General features: G+C 69.4%; 19 protein-coding genes. 11 read left to right on the top strand and 8 right to left on the bottom strand.

Annotated elements, in window-relative coordinates; all coding sequences use genetic code 11:
* The first annotated feature begins 7 nt into the window (after positions 1 to 7).
* From QEG98_RS31220 to QEG98_RS31175, 10 genes are all read left to right on the top strand, one after another.
* A complete protein-coding gene (locus tag QEG98_RS31220) occupies positions 8 to 370 on the top strand; it encodes a roadblock/LC7 domain-containing protein (RefSeq protein WP_011555721.1) in 363 nt (120 codons plus the stop codon).
* 134 nt (positions 371 to 504) lie between these two features.
* Positions 505 to 1,083, top strand: a complete 579-nt coding sequence (gene efp / locus QEG98_RS31215; protein WP_090490326.1) for an elongation factor P — start codon at positions 505 to 507, stop codon at positions 1,081 to 1,083.
* A gap of 43 nt (positions 1,084 to 1,126) precedes the next feature.
* Positions 1,127 to 1,726, top strand: coding sequence for an acetyl-CoA carboxylase biotin carboxyl carrier protein (gene accB, locus QEG98_RS31210; protein ID WP_090490325.1), 600 nt, complete (start codon positions 1,127 to 1,129; stop codon positions 1,724 to 1,726).
* Positions 1,727 to 1,799: 73 nt separating this feature from the next.
* Entirely contained in the window at positions 1,800 to 3,185 is a 1,386-nt protein-coding gene (accC, locus tag QEG98_RS31205) for an acetyl-CoA carboxylase biotin carboxylase subunit (protein ID WP_316563887.1), read from the top strand.
* 188 nt (positions 3,186 to 3,373) lie between these two features.
* Positions 3,374 to 5,692 carry a tetratricopeptide repeat protein gene (locus QEG98_RS31200; protein ID WP_410477868.1) on the top strand — a complete coding sequence of 773 codons (2,319 nt, stop codon included), beginning with the start codon at positions 3,374 to 3,376 and terminating at the stop codon, positions 5,690 to 5,692.
* 877 nt (positions 5,693 to 6,569) lie between these two features.
* Positions 6,570 to 7,514 (top strand): ExeA family protein, encoded by a 945-nt coding sequence (locus tag QEG98_RS31195; RefSeq protein ID WP_316563886.1) that lies wholly within the window; start codon positions 6,570 to 6,572, stop codon positions 7,512 to 7,514.
* Positions 7,515 to 7,519: 5 nt separating this feature from the next.
* Positions 7,520 to 11,449, top strand: a complete 3,930-nt coding sequence (locus tag QEG98_RS31190; RefSeq protein ID WP_316563885.1) for a translocation/assembly module TamB domain-containing protein — start codon at positions 7,520 to 7,522, stop codon at positions 11,447 to 11,449.
* Between the two features lie 14 nt (positions 11,450 to 11,463).
* Entirely contained in the window at positions 11,464 to 14,547 is a 3,084-nt protein-coding gene (locus QEG98_RS31185) for a POTRA domain-containing protein (RefSeq protein ID WP_316563884.1), read from the top strand.
* A gap of 17 nt (positions 14,548 to 14,564) precedes the next feature.
* On the top strand, positions 14,565 to 15,080 hold the full coding sequence (locus QEG98_RS31180; protein ID WP_316563883.1) for a hypothetical protein: 516 nt from the start codon (positions 14,565 to 14,567) through the stop codon (positions 15,078 to 15,080).
* A 22-nt stretch (positions 15,081 to 15,102) separates the two neighbouring features.
* Positions 15,103 to 16,422 (top strand): lysophospholipid acyltransferase family protein, encoded by a 1,320-nt coding sequence (locus QEG98_RS31175; protein ID WP_316563882.1) that lies wholly within the window; start codon positions 15,103 to 15,105, stop codon positions 16,420 to 16,422.
* Here the strand turns inward: QEG98_RS31175 and QEG98_RS31170 are convergent.
* The 8 genes from QEG98_RS31170 to QEG98_RS31135 all read right to left on the bottom strand — a co-directional run bounded on the left by QEG98_RS31170 (position 16,322) and on the right by QEG98_RS31135 (position 23,692).
* Positions 16,322 to 17,680, bottom strand: a complete 1,359-nt coding sequence (locus QEG98_RS31170; protein ID WP_316563881.1) for an MFS transporter — start codon at positions 17,678 to 17,680, stop codon at positions 16,322 to 16,324. The two genes, QEG98_RS31175 and QEG98_RS31170, sit on opposite strands and share 101 nt — an antisense overlap.
* On the bottom strand, positions 17,677 to 18,612 hold the full coding sequence (locus tag QEG98_RS31165; protein ID WP_316563880.1) for a Ppx/GppA phosphatase family protein: 936 nt from the start codon (positions 18,610 to 18,612) through the stop codon (positions 17,677 to 17,679). Before QEG98_RS31165 ends, QEG98_RS31170 begins: the two co-directional genes overlap by 4 nt.
* A gap of 14 nt (positions 18,613 to 18,626) precedes the next feature.
* Positions 18,627 to 19,811 (bottom strand): aminotransferase class V-fold PLP-dependent enzyme, encoded by a 1,185-nt coding sequence (locus QEG98_RS31160; protein ID WP_316563879.1) that lies wholly within the window; start codon positions 19,809 to 19,811, stop codon positions 18,627 to 18,629.
* A gap of 87 nt (positions 19,812 to 19,898) precedes the next feature.
* The gene (locus tag QEG98_RS31155) at positions 19,899 to 20,366 is read right to left on the bottom strand and encodes a hypothetical protein (protein WP_316563878.1); all 468 of its coding nucleotides are present in this window, start codon (positions 20,364 to 20,366) and stop codon (positions 19,899 to 19,901) included.
* Positions 20,367 to 20,420: 54 nt separating this feature from the next.
* On the bottom strand, positions 20,421 to 21,713 hold the full coding sequence (tolB, locus tag QEG98_RS31150) for a Tol-Pal system beta propeller repeat protein TolB (RefSeq protein ID WP_090490314.1): 1,293 nt from the start codon (positions 21,711 to 21,713) through the stop codon (positions 20,421 to 20,423).
* Positions 21,710 to 22,498 carry an energy transducer TonB gene (locus tag QEG98_RS31145; RefSeq protein ID WP_090490313.1) on the bottom strand — a complete coding sequence of 263 codons (789 nt, stop codon included), beginning with the start codon at positions 22,496 to 22,498 and terminating at the stop codon, positions 21,710 to 21,712. Before QEG98_RS31145 ends, tolB begins: the two co-directional genes overlap by 4 nt.
* A gap of 3 nt (positions 22,499 to 22,501) precedes the next feature.
* Positions 22,502 to 22,969, bottom strand: a complete 468-nt coding sequence (gene tolR / locus QEG98_RS31140) for a protein TolR (protein ID WP_090490312.1) — start codon at positions 22,967 to 22,969, stop codon at positions 22,502 to 22,504.
* A gap of 12 nt (positions 22,970 to 22,981) precedes the next feature.
* The gene (locus QEG98_RS31135) at positions 22,982 to 23,692 is read right to left on the bottom strand and encodes a MotA/TolQ/ExbB proton channel family protein (protein ID WP_011555704.1); all 711 of its coding nucleotides are present in this window, start codon (positions 23,690 to 23,692) and stop codon (positions 22,982 to 22,984) included.
* Between the two features lie 194 nt (positions 23,693 to 23,886).
* Here QEG98_RS31135 and QEG98_RS31130 point away from each other — a divergent pair, with 194 nt between their 5' ends.
* Entirely contained in the window at positions 23,887 to 24,888 is a 1,002-nt protein-coding gene (locus QEG98_RS31130; protein WP_316563877.1) for a hypothetical protein, read from the top strand.
* Positions 24,889 to 24,932 lie beyond the last annotated feature (44 nt).

The following is a 24,932-nucleotide window of genomic DNA, read 5'->3' as shown; positions in this document are numbered from 1 at the left end:
TCTACCCATGTCCTTCCGCACGCACCTCGAGTCGGTGGTCAACCAGGTCGAAGGAGCCCTCGCGTGCAGCGTGATGGGCTTTGACGGCATCTCCGTCGACACCTTCCAGAAGGATGAGAGCGCCGAGCTGGACCTCAACGGCGCCTGGGTGGAGTACGCCAACCTCCTCACCCAGCTGCGCAACGCCGCGGAGACCCTGAAGACGGGCACCGTGAGCGAGGTCAGCGTCAACAGTGAGAAGGTGCTGACCGTGATGCGGCTGGTGTCACCGGACTACTTCCTGGTGCTCGCCCTTCACGCGGATGGCAACTTCGGCAAGGGCCGCTACGTGCTGCGCGTCACCGCGCCCAAGGTGCGTGCCGAGCTCTAGTCGGACGCCCAGCCAGCAGTCATCCAGGCGACGCTTCCGCCGCTGCTTTCCCCTTCCATGGAAGGGGCGCATGGGCTAGACACCCCGGACTTTTCAAGCTTTCGCTGCTGCGAGTCTGTAAGGAGTCGGTCCCCATGGCCGGTGTCATCGATACGTCCGAGTTCCGCAAGGGTCTGAAGATTGAAATCGACGGTGAGCCGTACGAAATCGTCGACTTCCAGCACGTCAAGCCCGGCAAGGGCTCCGCGTTCGTGCGCACCACGATTCGCAGCCTCCTGACCGGCCGCGTGCTCCAGCCCACGCTGAAGTCCGGTGAGAAGGTGGGCAAGCCCGACATCGAAGAGAAGGACATGCAGTACCTCTATGTCCAGGGCGAAGAGTTCTACTTCATGGACACCCGCAACTACGAGCAGACCTTCCTCGGTGAGAAGGTGCTCGGAGAGGCGAAGAACTTCCTGAAGGAGAACATCAACGTCAGTGTCCTCTTCTACAATGGCAAGGCCATTGGTGTGACACTGCCGAACTCCGTGGACCTCAAGGTCACCCAGTGTGACCCGGGCATCCGCGGTGACACGGTCTCCGGCGCACTGAAGCCCGCCGTCCTGGAGACCGGCTATTCCGTCAACGTCCCGCTCTTCATCGAAGAGGGTGACGTGCTGAAGATCGATACGCGCGACGGCAAGTACCTGACGCGCGTGGCCACCAGGGGCTAGTACGCAGCTCGGCAGCGACGCCGGAGGGAAGGGGACGCGAGATATGGCAACGAAGCGCAAGTCGACCCGGGCCCAGGCGCCCGCTCGGACGGAGGCCGCCTCGAGCGGTCCCGCTGACACGGGTGGCACGTCCCTGGACGTGGATGCCCTGCGGCAGATCGTGGAGATTCTCGAGTCCTCGGACGTCACGAGGCTGGTCTGGAAGCGCGGCGAGGAGAAGCTCTTCATCCGCCGCGGCCAGGGCCCCGAGACGACCATCGTCCACCACGCCGCGCCGGCTCCCGTCGCCGCGAGTGTCGGGGTGGAGTACACCGCCCCGGCCGCTCCTCGCGTTGCCGCTCCGCCGCCGGCCGCTGCTCCCGCGGCGCCGGCTCCGGCCGCCGAGAAGCCGGTGGAGAAGCCTGGCCATCAGGTGACGAGCCCCTTCGTGGGGACGTTCTACCGGACCCCCGCGCCGGACCAGCCTCCCTTCGTGGAGGTGGGCTCCATCGTGAAGAAGGGCCAGGTGCTCTGCATCATCGAAGCGATGAAGCTGATGAACGAGATTGAGTCCGAGGTCTCCGGCCGGGTGGCGGAAATCCTCGTGGAGAACGGCCGGCCGGTGGAGTTCGGTCAGGCGCTGTTCCGCATCGAAGTGGCCTGAAGATGAGGCTGGCGCGCCGCCCGTATCCCACGGGCGAGCCGCTCCTCATGACGGCCCTGACGGAGACACCCACGTGTTCAAGAAGGTGCTGATCGCCAACCGCGGGGAGATTGCCCTGCGGGTCATCCGCGCCTGCCGGGAGTTGGGCATCGCCACGGTCGCGGTGCACTCCACGGCGGACGCCAACGCGCTCCATGTCCGCTTCGCAGACGAGGCAGTGTGCATCGGCCCGCCGGCGTCCAAGGAGAGCTACCTCAACGTCCCGCAGCTGCTGTCCGCCGCCGAAATCACCCGCGCGGACGCCATCCACCCGGGCTACGGCTTCCTGTCGGAGAACGCCGAGTTCGCGGAGGTCTGCGAGAACTGCAAGATTCGCTTCATTGGCCCCCGGCCGGAGATGCTCCGGCTGATGGGCAACAAGGTGCGCGCCCGCCAGGCCGCGCGCGAGGCGGGACTGCCGCTGCTTCCGGGCAGCCCCGGCACCGTGAAGGACCCGCGTGAGGCGGAGGCCTTCGCCCGCGAGATTGGCTTCCCCGTCATCCTCAAGGCGGCCGCCGGTGGCGGCGGCAAGGGGATGAAGATCGTCCGCGAGCCGGGCGCGCTGGCGCAGGCCTTCTCCACCGCCCAGGCGGAGGCCGTGGCGTCGTTCTCCAATGGCGACCTCTACATCGAGCGCTACGTGGAGAAGCCGCGCCACATCGAAATCCAGATCGTCGCGGACGAGCACGGCAACATCGTCCACCTCAATGAGCGCGAGTGCTCGGTGCAGCGCCGGCACCAGAAGCTCATTGAAGAGAGCCCGTCGCCGGCGCTGACGCCGGAGCTGCGCAAGCGCATGGGCGAGGTGTCCGTGAACGCCATGCGCAGGCTCGCGTACAACAACGTGGGCACCATCGAGTACCTGCTCGACGAGCGCGGCGAGTTCTACTTCATGGAGATGAACACGCGCATCCAGGTGGAGCACCCGGTGACGGAGCTCGTCACGGGCGTGGACCTGGTGAGCGAGCAGATCCGCCTGGCCTATGGGGAGCCCCTGCGCTTCAAGCAGGAGGACGTCCATATTCGTGGCCACGCCATCGAGTGCCGGGTGAACGCCGAGGACCCGATTACCTTCGCCCCCTGGCCCGGGAAGATTACCGGCTACAGCGTGCCGGGCGGCTACGGGGTGCGTGTGGACTCGGGCGCCTACGAGAACTACACGGTGCTGCCGTACTACGACAGCCTTCTGTCGAAGCTCATCGTCCACGCGGAGGACCGGGCCACGGCCATCCGCCGCATGCAGCGCGCCCTGGGCGAATACGTCGTGGAAGGCATCCGCACCAACATTCCGTTCCACCGGGCCGCGCTCGCGGAAGAGTCCTTCCAGGAGGGCAATTACGACACCCGGTTCGTGGAGCGCTTGCTCGCGAGCGAGACGGGCTCCCGGCGGCTGAAGAAGGCCGTTGAGGAGACGCCGTAGCACCCATCCACGTGGTGTGAATTCCCGCTTGTCGGGCCGCTACGCAAGCAGGTGATCCGGCCCGGGGGGAGCCGGGCCGTTTCTTGACCCGCGTCGGAGCTTTCCGTTAGCCTCCGACACTCCCCCTTGCTGAGGATGGAAACCCGCGAAGTTCAAGGGGTTTCGGCCTGCTGGAAGCCCACCGCTCGATGGACAAGAACAAGATCATCGAAGCCGCCGCGAAGCTCGTCGCGAAGGGCGCCTACGACAAGGCCATCAAGGAGTACCAGAAGGTCCTGGAGGTCGACCCGAAGGACATCCGGGTCCTCCAGAAGATGGGGGAGCTGTACCAGAAGAAGAACGACAACCCGCAGGCCGCCCATTTCTTCACCAAGGTCGCGGAGAGCTACTCGTCGGATGGCTTCTTCCTCAAGGCCGTCGCGCTCTACAAGCAGGTCCTCAAGCTCAATCCGAACCTGCTGGAGGTGAACCTCAAGCTGGCGGAGCTTCACCAGCAGCTCGGGCTGATGTCCGAGGCGATGGCGTACTTCCAGATTGTCGCCAACCACTACGACAAGGCGGGCGACACGAAGTCGTCGCTCGATACCTTGAAGAAGATGGTGGATCTCGACCCGGAGAACGTGGCGTCGAAGATCAAGCTGGCGGAGCTGTACGCGCGCGAGAACATGACGCGCGAGGCGGCCCAGGAGTTCAAGCGCGCCGCCGAGTACCTCAAGCGCAACAGTCGCGCGGATGACTGGCTCCGCGTGGCCGAGCGGCTGTCCGCGCTGGAGCCGGACAACCTTCCGCTGTCGAAGGAGCTGGCCACGTCGTACCTGCAGCGCGGCGACCAGAAGCGCGCGCTGGCGAAGCTGCAGGTGTGTTTCAAGGCCGATGGCCGCGACGTGGAGACGCTCACGCTGCTGGCGCAAGCGTTCCAGGGCCTGGGCCAGACGTCGAAGACCATTTCCGTCTACAAGGAGCTGGCCAAGATTCATCAGGAGCGCGGCCGCGTCACCGAGGCCGAGGCTGTCTGGACGCAGATTGAAGTGCTGGACCCCGAGGACCCGGACCTGGTCGCGCGCCGCGCGCCCGAGCCCGCACCGGCGGCGCCCCAGCCCACGGCGGCACCTCAGCCCGCCCCGCGCCCCGCGCCCCAGCCCGCGGCGGCAGCGCCGGCGCCCGTGGCACCTCCCGCACCGGCGGGGATGGGGCGCGAGCAGCTCTCCAAGCTGCTCACGGAGACGGACGTCTACGTCAAGTACGGGCTCCACGACAAAGCGCTGGAGCACCTGCGCAAGGTCTTCTCCGTCGAGCCGGAGAACCTCGACGCCCACGAGAAGGCGTATCAAATCTACGTCGCGTCCGGGAACATGGCCCAGGCGTCGGAGCAGCTGCTGAACGTGCTCCGCCTGTGTACGCGCACGGCCGACGTGCAGCGCGCGCAGCCGTACCTGGCCACCATCCTCCAGGAGAATCCCGCCCATCCCGAGGTGCCCGCGTTCCTGTCCGTGCTGCGCACGACGGGACCCGTGGTCGCCGCGCCGACGGTGTCCGTGGTGGAGTCGGTGGGCGAGGACGCCATCCTGGTGGACTCCAGCGACGACGAGATTCTCGTCGCGCCGCCGCCGGAAGACGCGCTCCTGCACCCGCCCGGTGACGAGCTGGCGCTGACCACGCTGCCCTCGGGCGATTCGGACGAGGTCATCGAGGAGGACAGCGACTCCGCGGTCATCAGCGAAGAGGCGCTGGTGGGCGAGGCCATCACTTCGGGTGAGTTCGAGGTGTACGGCACGCCCGATCCGGAGGACCTGGCGGCGGCGTCGGTGGACGAGACGCTGGTGACGGACGACGACCAGTTGGTGCTGTCCGACGAGCCGGGCCTCAGCGTCACCGATGACGAGCCGCTCGTCGCCTCCAGCGATGATGACCTGGCTGCCGCGGCGGCGTACTCGCTCGACGACGAGTCGCTGGTGGACGACGGCGCCGCCACGTCCATGGAGGCGCTGTCGCTCGGGGACGACGACGAGCCGCAGCCCACGCAGATGCATGCGCCCACGCAGGCGCTGCTCGACGAGGCCTCGCCGGACACGCTCCAGGTCCCCACGCTGGACTCGCTGGACGTGCCTACGCTGGACGACGAGGCGCCTCCACCGCTGGACTTGGAGAATGTGCCCACGCGCGTGGGCGCCGCTCCGTTGACGGCCGCCGACCTGGACGAGGACCCGTTCGGGGCCCCTCGCTGGGCGACCCGATGGAGTTCGAGGAGCCCACGGCCTCGCACGCCATCGTGGCGGTGGACGACGAGTCCATCGTGGAGGACGCGCCGGAGCTGTCCGCGGACGAGCTGTCCGAGCCGATCGCCTACGAGGAGCCCGCGGTCGAGCCGGAGCCGGAACCCGAGCCCGAGCCGGAAGTCGAGGCCGCCGCCGATGAAGAGGAGCCCGCGGCGGAGGAGTGCGACGAGGCGTCGTTCTTCCTCGACCAGGGTCTGCTGGAAGAGGCGCGCGAGATTCTCGAGACGGTGATGATTGCCTTCCCGGGCCATGCGCGCGCAGCCGAGCTGATGGAGCGGCTGGAGGGGGCGGAGGCGGGAGGCGGCGCGGAGCAGGAGGACGCGGCCGCGGAGCCGGCGCAGATTCCGAGCGTGCAGCCCGTCACGGACGGCTACGAGGACGCCGAGGAGACCACGGGCGAGCGCGACGCGTTCGACCTCGCGGCGGAGCTGGCCGGGGAGATTGACAACTTCGGCGATGACGCCGGGGCCTCGGCGCTGCCGGCGGAAGAGGACTTCCAGTACTCAGTGGAGGAGGTCTTCTCCGAGTTCAAGAAGAGCCTGGCCAAGGTGGTGAAGCCCGAGGACGTGGACACGCACTACGACCTGGGCATCGCGTACAAGGAAATGGGCCTGCTCGACGACGCGCTCCACGAATTCGACGTGGCCCGCCAGGGCAGCGCGGGCGGCAAGCGCGAGCTGGACTGCATCACCATGATGGGCATGCTCCAACTGCTGCGCGGCGACGCCTCCGCGGCCGTGGAGGCCTTCCGCGAGGGGCTGGGCAACCCCCACGCCACGGGCGAGGCGGCCAAGGCGCTCGGCTTCGAGCTGGCGGCGGCCTACGAGGCCCAGGGGATGCGGGCAAGGCGCTCTTCCACTACCAGCGCGTGGCCGCGATGGACGGGAAGTACCGCGATGTCGCCGGGCACGTGTCCCGGCTTGCGGCTTCCGTGGCGCCGGTGGAGGATCCGCTTCCGACGCCTTCTGGCAATGGGGCCCAGGCCACCAGCAGTCCGCCCGCACCCGCGGGGGCCGCGGCGCCCACCACTCCGATACCAGCGGCTGGCGCGTCCAAGGCGCGCAAGGTCGGCTACCTGTAGTTGCACCCCGCGAGGTCCGGCGAGCCCATGACTACGTACCTGGACTTCTTCGAGCTGACCCAGGAGCCCTTCTCCAACGCTCCCGTCAGCCGCTTCTATTACAACTCGGCGCAGCACTCGCAGGCGCTCACCCGGCTGATGCACGCCGTGAGCTACATGAAGGGCCTGTCCATCCTCGTCGGTGACATCGGCGCGGGGAAGACGACGCTGGCCCGCCGCATGCTCGACTCGCTTCCGGAGTCCGAGTACGAGGCCGCGCTGCTCGTCATCATCCACTCCGGCATCACCGCCAACTGGCTGCTGCGCCGCATCGCGTTGCAACTGGGCGTGGAGAATCCGGCGCAGGAGAAGCTGGCGCTGCTGTCGCAGCTGTACCAGCGGCTGCTCCAAATCTACGAGTCCGGCAAGAAGGCCGTCGTCCTCATCGACGAGGCGCAGATGCTGGAGACACGCGAGCTGATGGAGGAGTTCCGGGGGCTGCTCAACCTGGAAGTGCCGGAGCGCAAGCTCATCTCCTTCGTCTTCTTCGGCCTGCCGGAAATCGAAAAGAACCTGAAGCTGGACCCGCCGCTCGCGCAGCGCGTGGCCATGCGCTACCGGCTGGAGCCCTTCACCGCCGAGTCGACCGAGGCCTACGTCAAGCACCGCCTCCGGCTCGCGGGCTGCCCGCGCATGCCCTTCAGCCCGGAGGCGCTGCTGGCCGTACACCAGCACTCGTCCGGCTCGCCCCGCGTCATCAACACGCTGTGCGACAACGCGCTCTTCGAGGCCTTCCTCGCGCGCGAGCAGACGGTGTCCGCGGAGCTGGTGCATCGCATTGGGAAGAACCTGGGCCTGCTCGGGGTGAACTCGCCCGCTGGGCAAGCGGCCGAGCGGCCGGGCGCTTCGGCGTCGACGCTCCCCAGGACGACGAGCAGCAAGGTGGACCTCGCGGAGATCGACCGCTACCTCGAAGGGCTGGGTAAGCTGTAGCGGCTTTGTCCTCTCAGGGCCGCCACGGTGCGCGCAGGGCGCTGCTGTTGGTGCTCCTCGTCTTGTCGGGGAGCGTGCTCCTGTTGCGCATGCCGGAGTCCTGGGAGGTGGCGTGCACGCTGGGCCGCCGGCACCTGCCAGACGTGCTGGGCCTGGATGTGGGGCTCGGCCGCTGCGAGTTGGACCCGCTGGGCTCCCGCGTGGTGGTGCACGGCTTCTCGTTGTTCCTCCCCGGCACGGACTCGCCGCTGGTGGCCGTGGACAGGGCGGAGGTGCAGCTCGGCTTCCTCCAGCCGCTTCGGGGCCGGCTGACGCTGGCCCAGGTGAAGGCATCCCGGCCGCGCGTGGCGCTGGATTTGTCGCAGCCCTCGTCGCCGTCGGAGCCCAAGTCCAACTTCTGCTTCCTGGAGCCGCTCGAGCACCTGCGCGTGGCGAAGCTCGACATCTCCGGCGCGGAGCTGCGCCTGGCGCTGCCTGAGGGCCGGCGCGTGGACGTGGACGAGTTGGACGTTCGCTGGGACGAGCAGTGGGGCGTCATCGAACTGGACGTGGAGGCCCGGCGCGGCCGGGTGCGCCTGGGCCCGGACGGACGCGAGCTGGCGCTGGGGCAGCTGGTCATCGCGGGCGCGTTGGACCCGGACGAGGCCCTGCTGGAGCTGGAGCGCGCCGAGGTGTCGCTCGACGACATCACCACCACGGTGTCCGGTCGCGTGGATTCGCTGTGCGCGCCGCGGCTGGCGCTGGACGCGCAGGTGTTCCTCCCGCTGCGCGCGCTGTACCAGGCCCGGCTGATTCCCAGCCCCGCGACGGGGCACCTCTGGTCGCGTGTGTCCATCGCGGGGAAGGTGGCGTCTCCCGCGGTGTCGCTGGAGCTGTCAGGCAACAGCCTGGGGTACGGGGACTTCGGCCCGACGAACCTTCACGCGCGCCTGTCGTACTCGGGTGAAGACGTCCGCCTGGAGGAGCTCACCCTGCCCGTGGGCGCGGGCAAGGTGCGCGCGACAGGGCGGCTGGGGCTCACGCCGAACTTCCCGCTGGAGGTGTCGTTGACGACGGAGGACGCGTCGTTGGGCCGCATCCTGGACCGGGCGGGGGTGAAGGGCTCCTGGGTGGACTTCCCGGCCACGTTGGACGCGCGGCTGTCCGGCAACCTGCTGCCGCGCTTCTCCCTGTCAGGGCCGTTGGACCTGCGGACCGGGAAGTTCGTGCTGGCCACGCATGCGTTCGACACGCAGCCGAAGGACGGCCTCACGATTCTGGAGTTCGACAAGGCCCGCGCGCAGGCGCAGGTGAAGCTCCAGGCGGACCGTGTGGCCTTCAGCCACGTCAACGCGGAGGTGGGCCACTCACGCGTGACGGGCGACGTCGTGCTCCTGCTGGCGGGCGGGCTGGGCCTGGACATCCACGGGCAGGGCGACGTGGACCTGGCGGACTTCGGTCACATCGCGGGCCTGCCCTGGGCCGGACGGGGCCACGCCACCTACGCGATTACCGGACCCGCGTCGGACGTGAAGGTGGAGGCGGGGCTGTCCTTCCGCGACTTCGAGTTCTGGAACCTGTCGCTGGGGGTGATGCAGGGGAAGCTGGCCTACAAGGACAGCCTGCTCACGTTCCCCGCCTTCTCCGGTCAAAAGGGCCGCACCCAGTATTACGGCAAGGCAGGCGTGTCCTTCGGGCGGCTGCTCAACCTGCGCCTGGAGGTGAACGTCCCGCAGGGGCGCAACGAGGACCTGGTGGACGTGGTGGCGGGCCTGAGTCCGTCGCTCGCGGTGATGCAGGGCACGCTGGGGGGAACGGCCACCGGCCGCGTGGAGGTGGACAGCCCCGTGGAGAAGCTGGAGGGGCTGGTGGCGTTCGACGTCAAGGACACCACCTATCTGGGCCGGCGCATGGGCGACGGCGCGGCGCGGCTGCGCTTCGTGGATGGCAAGGCGATGGTGCTGGAGCGGACCACCCTCACGGGACCGCTGGGCCGCACCTGGGCGGAGGGCACCTTCACGTTCGAGGGTGGGCTGGACTACCGCTTCGGCGGAGACGGCCTGTCGCTGGCCGAGGCGGTGGACCCGGAGCTCGCCGAGCGCATGGGCATCCAGGGCACCATGGTGATGGACGGCGTCGTGTCGGGCACCGCCGATGTGCCGGTGGTGGACGTCACGCTGCGCGCGCCGCGCGTCACCTTCGCCGAGCGGAACCTGGGCGCCATGGACCTCACCGGGCGCATGGTGGGGAAGAACTTCGAGGTGTGGGGCCACCCCTTCCGGGACGCCACCGGCCGCATCCGCATGAAGGTGCAGGACAACTGGCCCTATGAAGCCCAGGGCTCGTTCTCGTTGCCGGAGATTCGGCCGCTGCTGCCGGACGCGCCGCTGTGGGCGGGCGTCAGCGGGGCCCTGTCGGGCACGGTGAGCGCCAAGGGCCTGCTATTGGAGCCCGCGGGCTCGCAGGTGAACGCCACCGTGGAGCGGCTGGTCCTCTCCCGCGACGATTTACGCGGGGAGAACGCGGGCCCCATCGTGCTGGCGCACTCGGCCGGGCGGACGGACGTGCAGCCCTTCCGCTTCACGGGGCAGCACGTGGACCTGTCGCTGGGCGGGTGGATGAGCCCGCGCGGCCTGAACGTGACGCTGCGGGGCGGGTTGGATTTGCGCCTGCTGGAGTCGTTGATGCCCGCCATGGTGGAGCGCTCCTCCGGGCGCATCACCGTGGACGCCGAGGCCTCCGGGACGCTGGAGAAGCCCTCCGTGGTGGGCTCCGCGGAGCTGTTCGACATGCGGCTGGCGCTGCGGGACTGGCCCGTCCAGGTGCGCAACATGGCCGGGCGCGTGGAGATGACGGGCCAGCGCGTACTGGTGGAGCACCTGCAGGGCCAGCTCAATGAAGGTCGCGTGTCCGCGCGCGGCGACGTGCGGCTGGAGCGCTTCCTGCCGCAGCGGTTGGGCCTCACCATCCAACTGGACGAGGTGCCCTACCGGCTCACGGAGGACCTGCCCGCGACCTTCTCCGGCCTGCTCCAGGTGATTGGTCCGCCCAAGGGCTTCACCGTCACCGGTGGCATGGACATCGTGAAGATGCGCTACCAGAAGGCGCTGGACGTGGATGCACTGCTGAAGACGATGCAGAAGCGCACCACCCACCTGGCGGCGGGCTCGTCCTCGTCGTCCGGTGAGCCTCCGAAGCCCTGGGTCATCTGGGACGTGAACGTCCACTTCGGCGACGTCCGCGTGGACAACAACCTGGCGAAGGCCCGCCTGCTGGGGGACGTGCGGTTGACGGGGACGGACCTGCGGCCGGGACTGCTGGGCCGGGTGGAGCTGGCCGAGGGCAGCCAGGCGTTCTTCCGGAACAACCCCTTCACCATCAGCCAGGGGCAGCTCGAGTTCCAGGACACCACGCAAATCGACCCTGTCTTCGAGGTCCAGGCCCAGACGCAGGTGCGCGAGTACGTGGTGAAGCTGCACGCCTTCGGCAAGCCGTCGGACCCGCAGATTCTCCTCTCCTCGGAGCCGGCGCTGGTGGAGGGCGACATCGTCTCGCTCCTCACGCTGGGTTTCACCTCGTCAGACCAGGATACCGCGGCCTCGGCGAGCGCCGGCCTGGCGGCCGAGGCCCTCTTCAACGTGTCGGGCCTGGACCGGCAGCTCCAGCGCTTCCTGCCCAGCAATCCGGTGTTGAGGGATTTGTCCCTGCAGATTTCGACCACCTACAACGACGCCACCCGGCAAGCCGAGCCCACCGCGCAACTGGAGTCGAAGTTCCTGAGCGAGCAGCTTAAAATCGGTATGACGCAACCCGTGAGCGGGCGCGGCACGCGGGCGCGGGCCGAGTACCGTTTCGATGACCGACTCTCCGCGCAGGCCCAGTGGGACAACGAGAACAACGAAGCCTCGTTTGGAAACCTCGGGCTCGAGCTGAAGCTGAGCTGGGAGGTCGAATAGTCCGGGCCCTCGCGGTGCTGGCGCTGGTGCTCTGCGTCCTCGTGCCGGGCGCGGCGCGCGCGCAGGCGGACGACGGCGGTGGCTTCGGCGCCGAAGTCATCGCCGTGGAGCTGCACCTTTCCGGAGGCGCGGACGCGCAGGGCCTGAGCGACCTGGTGGCGGTGCGCAAGGGGCAGACACTGACGCCGGGCGCGGTGCGGCGCTCGGTGGAGCGGCTGTGGGCCACGGGTCGCTTCACGGACGTGGTGGCGCGCACGGAGCCGGTGCGAGGCGGGGTGCGGCTGATGTTCCAGCTCACGCCCGTGTCGCGGCTGGCGCGGCTGCGCTTCGAAGGCAACTCTGTGCTGTCGGACGGGGAGCTGCTGGAGGCCAGCAGCTTGCTGGAGGGCGGGCCGCTGGACGCCGAGGAGCTGCAGGGCGCGGTGTCGTCCGTGCTCCAGGCGTATCAGCGCAAGGGGTACGACTCGACGAGAGTCTCCGTGACGCAGGAGCCGGTGACGGATGGCATCGCGGTGGTGCTCACCGTGGATGAAGGCCTGCCCACGCGGGTGCGGCAGGTGACCTTCTCCGGCAGCCCGGGCCTGCCGCTGTCCCGGTTGCTGGAGGTGCTGGCGCTGCATCCGGGGCAGGTGTTCGACCGGGCGCGCCTGTCCAGCTCATTGGAGGAGCTGCGCACCTTGCTGCGCGGCGAGGGCTACTGGCGCGCGCAGGTGGGGGCGCCGGCGGTGCTGGTGGAGGGCAGCTTCGCGTCGGTGGCGGTGCCCCTGATGGCGGGGCCTCGCTACGTGGTGCGCTTCCACGGCAACCGCCACTTCCCGCACGGCGTGCTGGAGCGCGTGCTGGCGCACGACGTCTCGGAGCCCATGGACGAGGTCGTCGCTGGCCGGCTCGCGCGACGCATGGAGGTCTTCTACCGCTACCGCGGCTTCCACGACGTGCGGGTGCGGCCCCGCGAGGTGCTGCGTCCGGATGGCGAGGTGGTGGCGCTGGTGTTCGACGTGGAGGAGGGGCACCCGCTGCGCGTGACCGACGTGCGCTTCCACGGCAACCGCGGGCTGCCGGTGGAGACGCTGCGCGCGCTGCTCGCGGAGCAGGTGCTGGCGGGCATGACGCGGCCGGAGCTGGACCAGCGCATGCTCGACGACCCGCTGAACACCGAGGGGCGTCACGGCCCGGAGCTCCCGGGCGTCGCGCCGCCACCGCCACCGTTCACTGTGTATGTGGAGGACGCGTGGCTGGAGGCCGTGGAGGCCATGAACGAGGCCTACCGCGAGCAGGGCTTCCTCTCCGCGGTGGTGGCGTTCCGGGGCCTGACGGTGGATGTCGCGGGGCGCACGGCGGTCGCGGACTTCGACGTGGAGGAGGGGCCTCAGGCGCGCCTGGTGAAGGTGGACTTCGAGGGCGTGCCGCCGGGCCTGACGGCGTGGGTGATGGGCCGGCGCATGCGCGAGGGCGCGCCGCTGAGCTTCGACACGGTGGAGTCCTCGCGGCAGGCGCTGGAGCAGGAGCTGGGGCGGCAGGGCTACCTCTTCGCGCGCGTCACCACGGAGACGGGCGTGGGCGAGGACGGGACGCAGGCGACCGTCATCTTCCGCGCGGACGCGGGCCCGCAGGTGAAGGTCGGGAAGATTCTGGTGCAGGGCCTGACGCGCACGGACCCGGACCTGGTACTGGCCAACCTCGCGGTGGAGGAGGGCAAGCCCATCGCGCTGGATGAGCTGACGGAGGGCCAGCGCCGCCTGGCGCGCCTGGGCGTGTTCCGCCAGGTGGACATCGCGCTGGCGGACCCCACCCGGCGCGAGGACACCAAGGACGTGCTGGTGACGGTCCAGGAGCGGCCCCGGTTGGATGGCCAGGTGTCCGGCGGCTACTTCCTGGTGGACGGTCCCCGCATCACGCTCGACACGGCCTACCGAAACCTGGACGGGCTGGGGCTCAGCCTGTTGGCGCGCGGGAAGATCAACTACGCGGGCTGGAGCGCGGAGGCGCTGTCTCGAGACAGGCGCATCGCCTGCCAGCAGACGGTGCCCGGTGGCGGTCCGGCTCCAGGCTGTGACGTGGAGCTCCAGGGGCTCAATGGCCTGGGAGGCCGGGGCAACCTCGCGCTGGCGCAGCCGCGGCTGTTCTTCCTGCTGCCGCTGCAGGTAGGCGCCCGCCTGGACCTCATTGGCGAGCGCGTCCACCGGCCTTCCTACGTGTCCTCGCGGTTCGCGGCGGCGGCCGCCATGGACTGGGCCGCGGCGACGTGGCTCAACCTGTCGCTGTCCTACGAAGTGGAGAACAACCGGCTGCGCTCGCGCGCGGGCGTGCTGGAGCTGCTCAACCGCGCCGACCGGGAGCGGCTGCGCTACCCGTTCGGCGACTTCGCGCTGCATTCGTTGCGCCCCTCCGTCACGCTCGACTTCCGGGATGACCCGGCCAACCCGCGCCGGGGCGTGGTGTTCGTCTCCAGCGCGGAGTTCACCCGTGGCTTGAGCGTGCGTCCCACGGACGTGGCGGGCAACCGCGTGGATGCGTACCCCATCGACGGCGTGAAGCTGTCGGGCAGCCTCAGCGGCTACATCCCGCTGGGACGGCGGGCGAGTGTGGCGCTGTCCGCGCGCGCCGGCACCATCATCCCGTTGGAGGAGCAGGCGCAGGCCATTGGCTCGAAGCTGTTCTACCTGGGCGGCTCGTCCAGCCTGCGCGGCTTCCGTGAGGACGGTGTGCTGCCGGAGGACGTCCGCGGCGCGTTGCAGCAGCGACTGCGGGACTGCCGTGCGCTGATTTCGCCGTCGGGGTGCTCCGCTGAGCTGAAGGCCGTGCTCGCCGGGCAGGTCCCCGCGAGCCAGGGTGGCGAGCTCTTCACCCTGGGCAAGGCGGAGTTGCGCCTGCCGGCCCTGTCCTCGGTGGACCTGGGGCTCTTCTTCGAGGCGGGCAACCTGTGGCTGGACCGGACGCAGTTCGACCCGGGCCGGCTGCGCTACACGGCGGGCGCGGGCCTGCGCTACGTGACGCCCGTGGGGCCGCTGGCCTTCGACGTGGGCTTCAACCTGGACCCGGACGAGTCGGTGAACGAGGCCACCACGCAGTTCCACTTCAGCATTGGGACGTTCTGAGGGAGGCGAGGGTGCGCATGCGCTGGCCGCGGTGGACGGTGGTGGGCCTGGGGCTCCTGGTGGCGGCGGGGTGTCGGACCCCCTCCGCGTCCTCGCAGGGGCCGGCGCGGCCCAAGTGGATGCCTCCGGAGGGAACGTGTCCCCGGGGCGCCTTGCTGCAGATGGAGCGCCTGGGCCTGAAGCCCGGGGACAAGGTCCCGGTCATCGTGGATGCCATCCAGGACCACCCGGGCCCGGCGCGTTACAACTACAGCTTCGTGATTGCGCTGCCACGCGAGCAGGGAGAGCAGCAGCTTCCCGGCGCGCGCATCGGTGGCCGCCTGTACGTGACGAAGCACCGCGTCTTCGGCCGGTATGACCGCATCTTCCTGCCGGAGGCCGGGGCGATGTCGGTGCCCTTTTGCGGCATCCTCCTGGACTCGCGCTGGGACAAGGACGGCGAGGGCCTGATTGCCTACCCGAGCCCGATGAAGGGCTTCTCCGTGGTGCAGGACAACACCGGCGTCATCCAGGTGGTGGACCGGTATCCCTGAGACGTGGAGTACAGTCACCTCCGTGTTCTACGCGTGCGTGCGTGCGGTGGTGGCGCTGTGTCTCCGACTCTTCTACCGGGTGAAGGTGAATGCCCCGGCGCTGGAGCCGGACGGCCCGGTGCTCTTCGTGGGCAACCATCCCAACGGCCTCATCGACCCGGCGCTGGTGTTCATCCTCACGCGGCGCAAGGTGACCTTCCTGGCGAAGGCGCCGCTGTTCCGGATGCCCGTCATCGGCTGGCTGTTGAAGGGGTTGGACGCGCTGCCGGTGTACCGGAAGCAGGATGACCCGGCGAAGATGGGCGGCAACGAGGGCACGCTGGAGGCCGCGAAGGGCGCGCTGGTGCAGGGGCGCGCCATCACCATCTTCCCCGAGGGCAAGAGCCACTCCGAGCCTGGGCTCGCCGAGCTGAAGACGGGGGCGGCGCGCATCGCCGTGAGCGCGGCGAAGGCGGGGGCTCCGGTGCGCATCGTCCCCGTGGGGCTCACCTACGCGGAGAAGCACGTGTTCCGCAGCGAGGTGCTCATCGACGTGGGGCCCGCCATCGACGTGCAGGCCTTCCTGCCCGCGGACGCCGCGGCGGAACCCGATGCCGTCCGCGCCCTCACCGAGCGCATCGCCAGCGGGCTTCGCGCGGTGACGCTCAACCTGGAGCAGTGGGCGGACCTCCCGCTGGCGCGGCTGGCCGAGCAGCTCTTCGCCTTCAAGCAGGGTGGGGCGCTCGACGCGGAGCGCCTGCGACTGTGGGCGCGCGGCGTCCAGATGTTCCGCGCCCAGGAGCCGGAGCGCTTCGAGTCCCTGCGCGCGCAGCTCGTCGGCTTCCGGCACCGCATGGCGCTGGTGCAGGCGACGGGGCTGGAGGACCTGGCGCTCGTGTACCGGCCGGGGAACGTGGTGCCCTTCGTGGTGAAGAACCTGCTGGCGCTGGTGCTGGGCCTGCCGCTGTTCGCCCTGGGGCTGGGCCTGTTCTGGCTGCCCTACCAGTTGCCCCGGCTCGCCAGCCGAAACGCCGAACTGGATGTACAGGCCACGGTGAAGTTCCTCACCGCTTTCGTGGTGGCGCTGGTGTGGTGGGGCGTGCTGACAGCCGCCGCGGCGGTGTGGGGAAGCGCGCTCCTGGCCGTGGCCGTCTTCCTCGCCGTGCCACCGCTGGCGCTGTTCACCCTCTACTTCGCCGAGCGCTGGGAGTCGCTCCAGCGCGACATCCGCGTGTTCTTCACGCTGGGCAGCCGCGCGCGCCTCAAGGGCCTGCTGCTCGCGGATGGCGAGCGGCTGGCCTTGGAGATGGAGCGCCTGGCCGACGAGTACCGGCCAAGGCTGGATGCCGCCGCTCAGCCCTGACGCGCGAGGGCACGGCTTCACGGAACAGCCGGGCGCCCAGCAGCAGCGCGAAGCCGCCGAGGAGCACGGGCAGGGCATTCACCGCGATGGCGGTGTGCAGGCTGGATGCGTCCGCGATGGTGCCGATGAGCGTGGGCGAAATCGCGTCACCCAGCAGGTGGATGCACAGCACATTCAGTCCCATGGCGAAGGCGCGGAACGCGGGCGGCACGCAGTTGACGATGGCCGCGTTGATGGGGCCGCTGTTGAGGAAGATGAGGAACTGCGCCAGGGCGATTGCCGCGAAGGTGGGGCCCACGGCCTTCAGGCTCACCGCCAGGTACATGCACGGGGCCGCCAGCATCAGGCCGATGCCGGACATCCACAGTCCGCCGCCCTCGCGCTTGCGGTCCAGCTTGTCGCCAAGCCAGCCGCCCGCCACCGTCCCCAGCAGGCCGGCCACCGCCGTAATCGCGCCGAAGATGAAGCCCGAGCTGTCCTGCGCCAGGCCGCGCTCGCGCACCAGGTACGTGGGCATCCAGAAGCCCAGGCCGCCAATGGAGAACGTCATCAGCGTGTACCCGGCCGTCACCGCCCAGAAGGCCGCGTTCCGCGCCAGGCCCTTCAGGCCCACCATGAAGGGCAGCTTCGCCTGTGCGTCTGGCCCATCCATGGCGCCGCGCTGGGGCTCCGGCATGAAGAAGGCCATGGCGCCCAGAATCAGCCCGGGCACCCCACCCGCGAAGAAGGCGACGTGCCACGAGTAGGCCTGCGTCAGCCACCCGCCCAGGCCGTAGCCCGCCGCGGCGCCCACGGGGATGGCGATGTAGAAGAACGCCAGCATCCGCGTGCGCTGCGTGCGCGGGTACAAGTCGGAGATGATGCTGGGCGCCACGGCGCCGTAGCCGGCCTCACCGATGCCAATCACCGCGCGGGCCAGGAGCAACGCGCCGAACGAGGTGGCCAGCCCGCTGGCCCCGGTGGCCAGGCTCCAGAGCACCACGCCGCCCACCACCAGCAGCCGCCGTGGGTAGCGGTCCCCGAGGAACCCGCCCAGCGGCGAGGCCAGCATGAACACCACGATGAACATGGTGCCCAGCAGGCCGGACTGCGTGTCGTTGATGCCGAATTCCTTCTGGATGTCTGGCAGCGCCACCGCGACGATGTAGCGGTCGAGGTAGTTGACCAGGTTGATGAGGGTGAGGATGAGCAGCGCATAACCCGCGTTGCTGGCGGGCACGGCGGACGCGGCCGGTGAGGCCGCGGGTTGGGCGTTCATGAAGAGGTGGCTCCGGCTCCAAAGCGGTGCGCGAGCAGGCCCCAGCGCAGGCCCCTGTCACTGACGCGGCAGGCATCCAGTCCCAGCGCCTTCACCGACTCCAGCAAGATGAGGGCGCCCGCGGGGATGACGTCCGCGCGCTTGGGCTGCATGCCGGGCAGGGCGCGCCGCGCTTCCAGCGGCATGGCGCACAGCCGGTCCGCCAGGGCGGACAGCTGGCCCACGGACAGCGTGCCGCCGTGGACCTGCTCCGCGACGTAGGGGTGGATGGCGTGCTGCACGGCGTACAGCGTCGTCACCGTGCCCGCGACGCCCACCAGGGCCGCGCCGGGCGGCGGAGCGGGGAGGGCGCGGAAGGTGTCGCGCAGGTGGGCTTCGACACGCGCGCGGTCCTCGGATGTCATCGGGTCAGCGCCGACGAAGCGCTCCGTCATGCGCACCGCGCCCACGTCGAAGCTGTGGCGGAAGTCCACGTGGCCGCCACGGTTGCCGTAGATGAACTCCGTGGAGCCGCCGCCAATGTCGAGCACCAGCAGCGGGCCCGCCGCGTCCGACGCGAAGTCCGAGTGCACCGCGGCGAAGGACAGCTCCGCCTCCATGGCGCCGGAGATGATTTCCACGGTCACGTTCGCGCGCGCCTTCGCGGCGGCGAGGAACTCCGCGCCGTTCTCCGCGTCACGCGCGGCGCTGGTGGCGGACACGGCGATGCCTTCCGCGCCCAGCTCGCGCGCCTCGCGAGCGAAGGACTCCAGCACCTGGAGCGTCGCCTCCATGCCTTCAGCGGAGAGCCTGCGCGTCGCATCCACGCCCCTGCCCAGGCGGGTGATTTCCGCGCGCTCCCGCACGGCCTCGAAGCGGCCCTCCGGGGTGCGCTCCGCGACGAGCAGGAGGACGGAGTTGCTGCCAACGTCGATGGTGGCGAAACGCGACATGCGCGGCAGCCTACTCAACGCAGCAGCGCTTCCAAAGCGTCGCCCAGGGCCTGGTAGTCGGCGGGGGTGTTGTAGAGCTGGGCGGAGAGACGCACATGCCGGCGCGGCGGACGGGGCCAGGGGGTGATTTGCGCCTCGATGCGGTATTCGTCGAACAGGCGCAGGTGGAGCGGGTCCACGTAGAGCGGGGGCTGGGGGACTTCGGGGAAGCCGTCCGGCAGCGTCACCGTGGCCATGCTGCCGACCATGTCCTCGGGGCAGGTGGGCTGGGTGCCCAGCCGCGCGCACAGCAGGTTCTGCGCCGCCAGCACCTTGGCCCGGTTCGAGGCCATGACCTCCGGCCAGCCGCCGGGAAGCAGCCCGCCCATGAAGCGAATCACCTCGGGCACGCAGAGCACGGCCGAAGGGTCGTGCGTCCCCGTCCAGTCGAAGTCCAGCCGGAAGCGGGAACGGTCCGTCCGCCGGGAGTTGTGCCCGTGGCTCACGGACAGGGGCTTGATGGCGGGCTGGAGGTCGCGCCGGACGTGGAGGAACGCGGCGCCCTTGGGGGCGCACATCCACTTGTGGCAGTTGCCCGTGTAGTAGCCGGCGCCCAGCGTGCGCAGTGACAGCGGTAGCATGCCCGGCCCGTGCGCGCCGTCCACCAGCGTCTCCACGCCACGCTCGCGCAGGGCGGCGACGAGTTGCTCCAGCGGCATCACCAGGGCCGTCTGGCTGGACACGTGGTCCACCAGGAACAGGCGCGTGCGCGGGGTGACGTGGGGCAGCACGGCGTCCACCACCGACTGCGCGGATGGCACCGGCCAGGGCAGCTTCGCCACCACCACCTTGGCGCCCCACTGTGACGCCACGAAGTCCAGCGCGTTGCGGCTGGCGTTGTACTCGTGGTCGGTGGTGAGCAGCTCGTCACCAGGGGCGAAGCGCAGCGAGCGCAGCACCGTACTCACCCCCGCCGTCGCGTTGGGGACGAAGCCCAGGTCGTCCGCGTCCGCGTCGAGGAAGGTGGCGAGCGCGGCGCGGGCGTCATCCAGCAGCGGCTCGATTTCGCGGTGGAGGAAGCGCACCGGCTCGGCTTCCAGGCGCGCGCGCAGCTCGGACTGGCGCTGGAGGACGGCGGTCGGGCAGGCGCCGAACGAGCCGTGGTTCAGGAAGACGACTTCGGGGTCCAGGCTCCAGTGGCTGCGGAAGGGCGCGCTCATGCGGGAGGACTCGACCTGAGCTGGTTGCGCCTGTCAACGCGCGGCACGTGCACAGGGGGCATGCGCCGCGCTCGAGCGCGGATGCGCTCAAATCTCGATGGAGAGCTTCCCCGATTGGGACTTCTTGGGGTTGTAGTGCTCCAGGTCGGACTTGAGGACGTACCCGACGACACCGTTCGCCTCCGCCTGGTCTCCGCCGACGAAGGACATGATGACGACGTTGCCGCCGGCCGCACGGGCCAGTTGCTTCGCCTCCTCGAGGAGTTTCTCTCTCGGCAGGGTGCCGTGCGATGACGCACGAAGTGAGAGCTTCCCGAGAATCGCGTGCGGGGCGCCATCGGTCGTGCGGATGCTCCCGTTCACGAGCTCAACGCCTTCAGGGAAGGTATCGACGAGCACCTTCGCTTCGCTCGAACCTGATGTCACGGGAATCTGAAACTGGTTTCCCGTCATCGACGCGGAGCTGGGATGGCGCCGCTCATAGTCCGCCTCATAGCGCTGGACCACCGCCGCATCCTCGGCGAGCCGTGCCTCGCCGAAGGACGAGTACGTCACGGAGGGTTTCGTCGCGACGCAGGTGGGGCGCGCAGGCCCCACCCGTCCCTGTGGCTACTGCGCCTGCGGCAGCGGCGCCCAGTCCGGCGTCTGGTAGACGCCCTTCTCGGCGCGCAGCGGCAGCTGGTTGTTGCCGTCCGCCGTCATGACGTAGAGCTGCGAGCCGCCATTGCGCGTGGACGTGAAGACGATGAGCCGCCCGTTGGGCGAGAAGGCGGGCTCCTCGTTGCTGCCCTGGTCCTGCGTGAGGCGCGTCACCTTGCCCGTCTCCACGCTGACGGTGAAGAGGTCGAAGGCGTTGCGCTCGTCGCGGGCGGTGAAGACGATGAGGTCTCCGCGCGGCGACCAGTCCGGCGTCTGGTTGTAGTTGCCCTGGAAGGTGAGCCGGCGCACGCCCGTGCCATCCGCGTTCATGATGTAGACCTGCGGGCTGCCGCCCCGGTTGGACACGAAGGCAATGCGCTTGCCGTCCGGCGACCAGGTGGGGCTGGTGTTGAGGCCGTAGGGCGTGTCGGTGAGCGCGCGCGCGCCGCTGCCGTCCGCGTTGGCCACGTACACCTGGGCGCTCTCGCCCTCCGCCAGCGAGTACGCGATGCGCTTGCCGTCCGGAGAGAAGGCCGCGCCGGTGGCCATCTGCCCGCCGGAGATGACGGCCTTCGCCTCACCGCCAGGGGACTGCACGTAGATGTCCGGGCGATTCTTGCGGTACGTGGTGAAGGCGACCTGCGAGCCATCCTGGCTCAGCGCGGGCAGGATGTTGATGCCGCCCTTGGTGAGCGCCCGGGCGTTGCCGCCGTCCCAGTCCGCCACGTACACGTCGCGGTTGGTGCCCACCTTGCGCACGTAGGTGATGCGGGACAGGAAGGGGCTGGGCTCGCGGGTGAAGTGCCGGTAGAGCGCGTCCGCCAGGCGGTGCGCCAGCAGCGAGGCGTTGTCGGCGGGCGCTTCCTTGGACACCTTCAGGTCCTCGCGGCCGGTGCCCACGTTGAACAGGCGAAGCTCCCCGCGCAGCACGCCGCCGTCCTGCGCCAGCGACACCTTCACGAGCGCTTCGGCGCCCACGTCCGCCCAGCGGCTGAAGTTGATGCTGGCCGCGGCCATGCCTTCCTTCGCGTCCGCCGTGAAGCCCTTGCGGTCCAGCACCTGGAGGATGCCGGAGGCGGCCAGGTCGAAGCTGAAGGCCGAGTCGAAGGGCGCAACCAACGCCTTCGCGCCATCGTTCTGCGTCAGGGGCGCGGGCACCGCTACGGGCAGCGGGCGGAAGTTGGCGCCGGAGATTTCGATGGTGGGCGCCTGCGCGAGCGCGACGACGGGGAGGAGCAGCAGGGAGAGGAGCAGGGCTTTCATAGGGCGTTGAACACCAGGTTGACGCCGCTCTTCTGCAGGGCGTCCCGGAGATGGTCCGGTGGAGGAGAAAAGGGCGCGGCCTTGCGCACGGCCGTGACGACGGCCGAGTCGAAGAGGTCGTTCCCACTGGCCTTGGTGAGATTCACGTCCAGCACTTCACCCGTGCGGCCCAGGCGCACCGCCACCATGGCCTTGAGGTGCAGCCGCTCGGATTCGGGGATGGTGTCCGCCACGCTGTAGTGGCGGCGGACCTGCGATTGGAGCAGGCCGAAGTAGCGCTCGCCTTCCGCGGTGGCCGAGTCGCCGTCCGGGTCGCCGTCCTCGGCGCCCTCCGCCTCCTCGGGCTCGGCCGCCTTGGCCGTCTTGTCGAAGGCACCGAAGAGCCGCTTGCGCCGGTCCTCGCCCGTCGTCTCGCCCTTCTGCGGCGTGGGCTTGGACGTGGAGGGCTCCGGCTGCACACCTGGGATGGGCACCGCCACCTTGGCGGGCGAGGGCTCCGGGGGCGGGGCCTCCGGAGCGGGCTTGGGCGCGTCCACCTTCTTGGGCGGCGGTGGCAACTGCTCCTTGCGTGGCAGCAGCTTGGAGTCGCGCGGCTTGCCCAGGCGCACCAGTGTGGCGCGAATGGGCTTGGTGTCCAGGTCCACCTTGGGCGTGGCGGAGAAGCGCGCGTACGCAATCGCCGCCACCAGCACCAGGATGTGCCCCACGACGGACACCACCACGAAGCGCGACAGCCGCGTGGAGCGCGTGACGAGCAGGCTGTGGCTGACCGCGGAGGGCGTCATGGGCTAGCGCTTCGCTTCCTTCGACTTGCTCTTTCCACTGTTGGACGTCCGGCCCCCGGTCGACGGGTCCGTAATCATGCCGACGTTGCCAATGCCCGCGCGCTGGGCCGCGGCCATGACCTCCACCACCACACCGTACGGCACGTCCCGGTCCGCGTGGAGATAGACTTCCTTGTCGGCCTGCGCCTTGGCGTTGGCGGCGAGCTTCTGCTCCAGCTCCTCCAGCGCCACTTCCGCGTCACCGATGTAGACCTTGCGCCCCGCGTCGATGGAGAGGACCAGCTTCTTCTCCGTGGCCTCCACCGGCGCGGCCTTCGTCTCCGGCAGGTTCACCTTCACGCCCTGCTGGATGAGGGGCGCCGTCACCATGAAGATGATGAGCAGCACCAACATCACGTCCACCATGGGCGTAACGTTGATTTCGCTCATGGTGGTGCGGCCACCGCCGCGGTTGCCTCCGCCCATTCCCATGGTGGCCCCCGGCTAGCGGAAGAAGTGCCGCTTGATGATGTTGAGGAAGTCCGCGGAGAAGTTCGACATCTCCGTGTCGAACACCTTGATGCGGCTGACGAACGAGTTGTAGGCGACCACCGCCGGAATCGCCGCGAACAGGCCCGCGGCGGTGGCGAAGAGCGCGTTGCCCACCGGCGCGGCCACCGTGGCCAGCGTCGCGTTGCCCTGCTCGGCAATCTGGTTGAACGCGCTCAGGATGCCGATGACGGTGCCGAACAGGCCCACGAAGGGCGACGCCGCGCCCACGGTGCCCAGGAAGGACACCCGGTTCTCCAACTCGGTGATTTGCGCCGTGGAGGCCCGGTGGAGCGCGCGCTCCACGTTTTCGATGCCGCCCAGCCGCTCGGCCAGCGCGCCTTCGGTGCCGCCCTCCTTGGCTTGCGCCAGCTTGGTCAGCTCTTCATAGCCGGCGCAGAAGACCTTCGACAGCGGCGAGCCGTCGAGCTTCTGAGCCGTCTGGTAGATGGCCTCCAGGCGCGAGGCCTTCCAGAAGGTGTCGAGGAAGGTGAGAGACTGTGCGCGAGCCTTGGCGAGCTGGGACGCCTTCATGGCGATGAGGGCCCAGGAGGCCACGGATACGCCCATCAGGAGCAGCAGGACTGCCAGCTCGATGAGGGAGGCGTCGCGGATGATCTCCACGTAGTTCATGGCGCCAAGCGCCAGGGGCAGGTGGGGCGTCATGGGGAGCAGCGCGTAACACTCCGATAAGACAGGGTCAAACAATGGCGAAACGGTTGGTTGCTTGAGCTGGATTGCCCATGGCGGTGAATAATTCCCGCCGCCGCCCGTCGGATGGAGCAGAAGCGGGCCGAACACCTCACTGCCCCACCGACAGGTGCCCCATGAACTCCCGGTTGCTGGTCGCATTCCTCTGCTTGTTTGCGATCCTCCCTGGCTGTGTCGTCCATGAAGAGCCGTGCTGCGATGTGCCCCGCTACGAGGGGGATGTGACCTTCCGCTGGAGCTTCGGTGGCCAGCGCTGCGACGATGTCCGCGCGGTCCATGGCGTCAACGTCATCATCCCCGGCGAGGTGCTGGCCAACGACGGCCGCTACAACTGCCAGGCGAACGGCTTCGACGGCATCGTCCTCCACCGATTCGCGCCGGGGACCTACTCGTTCCGCCTGGAAGGCGTCGGCTACGGCAATGAGTTGCTGTACGAGACCCATGGCACCTTCACCGTGGACGGCAACGTGACGGTGAACGTGGACCTGACCCCGACGGGCGCTCCGCCGTCCTTCGCCTACCTGAGCTGGCTCTTCCCGCCGAACAGCTACAGCCCCAGCCCCAACTGCAACCAGGCGGGGATCACCCACGTCGAGGCGAGCGTGGATGGCGGTGACTGGGCGCGCTTCGAGTGCTGGGAAGGGCACGCCGCCAACCAGATCCGCACGCCGTACCTGGACCCGGGCTACCACGGGTTGGAGCTCGTCGCCGTCGATAGGAATGGCCTGCCCTGGTTCTACTTCGGGGGCGACATCCTCACCCAGTTGGGGCAGCCGACCTCCCACACCGGGTCGATGTGGGCCATTGGCGGGGCCTCTGTCCGGTGGGAGCTGCGCTCGCGTTACGGGAACCGCCAGACCTGCTACGAGGCCGGCCTGCAGCGCGTGGGCATCAACTTCCGCGACATCCACACCGGCGAGCTGGTGTACGGCGACGTCGGTGACTGGCACGACTGCGTCGATGGCCCGAATGAAAGCTCGGTGGTGGTGTACCAGTTCCTGCGGCCCGGCCGTTACGTGGTGGAGATGTACGCCAGCGCTCGCGACGGTCGCGAGTACTTCTCGCCGGACAACTCGCCCGTCATCGACGTGGTCGCCCACCAGTTCCCGGGCCCGAACTCCTCGCTGCCGGTGTACCTCATCGAGGACTGAGCGCGACAGGTCGGCTGGGCAGTGAGCGGAGGGCCGGGATGGTA

The organism is Myxococcus sp. MxC21-1 (assembly GCF_032612255.1).
Taxonomy (GTDB): domain Bacteria; phylum Myxococcota; class Myxococcia; order Myxococcales; family Myxococcaceae; genus Myxococcus; species Myxococcus virescens.
The sequence above is the reverse complement of the archived record's forward strand: the minus strand, read 5'-3'. Positions and strand labels throughout refer to the sequence as shown.

What these genes read in the sequence shown, in the direction of transcription:
- QEG98_RS31220 (WP_011555721.1), top strand. Translation starts at nt 8, where the DNA reads ATGTCCTTCCGCACGCACCTCGAGTCGGTGGTCAACCAGGTCGAAGGA.
- efp (WP_090490326.1), top strand. Translation starts at nt 505, where the DNA reads ATGGCCGGTGTCATCGATACGTCCGAGTTCCGCAAGGGTCTGAAGATT.
- accB (WP_090490325.1), top strand. Translation starts at nt 1,127, where the DNA reads ATGGCAACGAAGCGCAAGTCGACCCGGGCCCAGGCGCCCGCTCGGACG.
- QEG98_RS31200 (WP_410477868.1), top strand. Translation starts at nt 3,374, where the DNA reads ATGGACAAGAACAAGATCATCGAAGCCGCCGCGAAGCTCGTCGCGAAG.
- QEG98_RS31195 (WP_316563886.1), top strand. Translation starts at nt 6,570, where the DNA reads ATGACTACGTACCTGGACTTCTTCGAGCTGACCCAGGAGCCCTTCTCC.
- QEG98_RS31180 (WP_316563883.1), top strand. Translation starts at nt 14,565, where the DNA reads ATGCGCTGGCCGCGGTGGACGGTGGTGGGCCTGGGGCTCCTGGTGGCG.
- QEG98_RS31170 (WP_316563881.1), bottom strand. Translation starts at nt 17,680, where the DNA reads ATGAACGCCCAACCCGCGGCCTCACCGGCCGCGTCCGCCGTGCCCGCC.
- QEG98_RS31165 (WP_316563880.1), bottom strand. Translation starts at nt 18,612, where the DNA reads ATGTCGCGTTTCGCCACCATCGACGTTGGCAGCAACTCCGTCCTCCTG.
- QEG98_RS31160 (WP_316563879.1), bottom strand. Translation starts at nt 19,811, where the DNA reads ATGAGCGCGCCCTTCCGCAGCCACTGGAGCCTGGACCCCGAAGTCGTC.
- tolB (WP_090490314.1), bottom strand. Translation starts at nt 21,713, where the DNA reads ATGAAAGCCCTGCTCCTCTCCCTGCTGCTCCTCCCCGTCGTCGCGCTC.
- QEG98_RS31145 (WP_090490313.1), bottom strand. Translation starts at nt 22,498, where the DNA reads ATGACGCCCTCCGCGGTCAGCCACAGCCTGCTCGTCACGCGCTCCACG.
- tolR (WP_090490312.1), bottom strand. Translation starts at nt 22,969, where the DNA reads ATGGGAATGGGCGGAGGCAACCGCGGCGGTGGCCGCACCACCATGAGC.
- QEG98_RS31135 (WP_011555704.1), bottom strand. Translation starts at nt 23,692, where the DNA reads ATGACGCCCCACCTGCCCCTGGCGCTTGGCGCCATGAACTACGTGGAG.